The organism is Tritonibacter sp. SIMBA_163 (genome assembly GCF_046535935.1).
GTDB lineage: Bacteria > Pseudomonadota > Alphaproteobacteria > Rhodobacterales > Rhodobacteraceae > Epibacterium > Epibacterium scottomollicae.
This window is the reverse complement of record NZ_JAWJBP010001219.1, coordinates 1-240: the sequence shown is the minus strand read 5'-3', so window position 1 is coordinate 240 and position 240 is coordinate 1. Positions and strand designations below refer to the sequence as shown.

Here is a 240-nt window from a genome sequence, read left to right as displayed (position 1 = left end):
GCTGGCTGCTTCTGCCACCGCTTCCTCGACCGGTGCTTCTTTCTGGGCGCCGAGGGCGACCCCGGCATCGCCAATCTGGGCGGTCATGCCGTCCAGAGCTGCCCGAGCAACCAGATCGCAGTAAAGCGTGATCGCGCGGGCCGCGTCGTCGGTGGCCGGAATGATGTAGTCTACGCCATCGGGGGAGCAGTTGGTGTAGACGATGGCCACAACCGGGATACCCAGTTTGTTGGCTTCGGC

1 protein-coding gene is annotated in these 240 nt (G+C 64.6%); it reads right to left on the bottom strand.

Annotation, left to right across the window (positions count from 1 at the left end):
- The coding region (locus R0J92_RS26190) for a 30S ribosomal protein S2 (RefSeq protein ID WP_411053840.1) at positions 1–240 on the bottom strand (240 nt) is incomplete at both ends.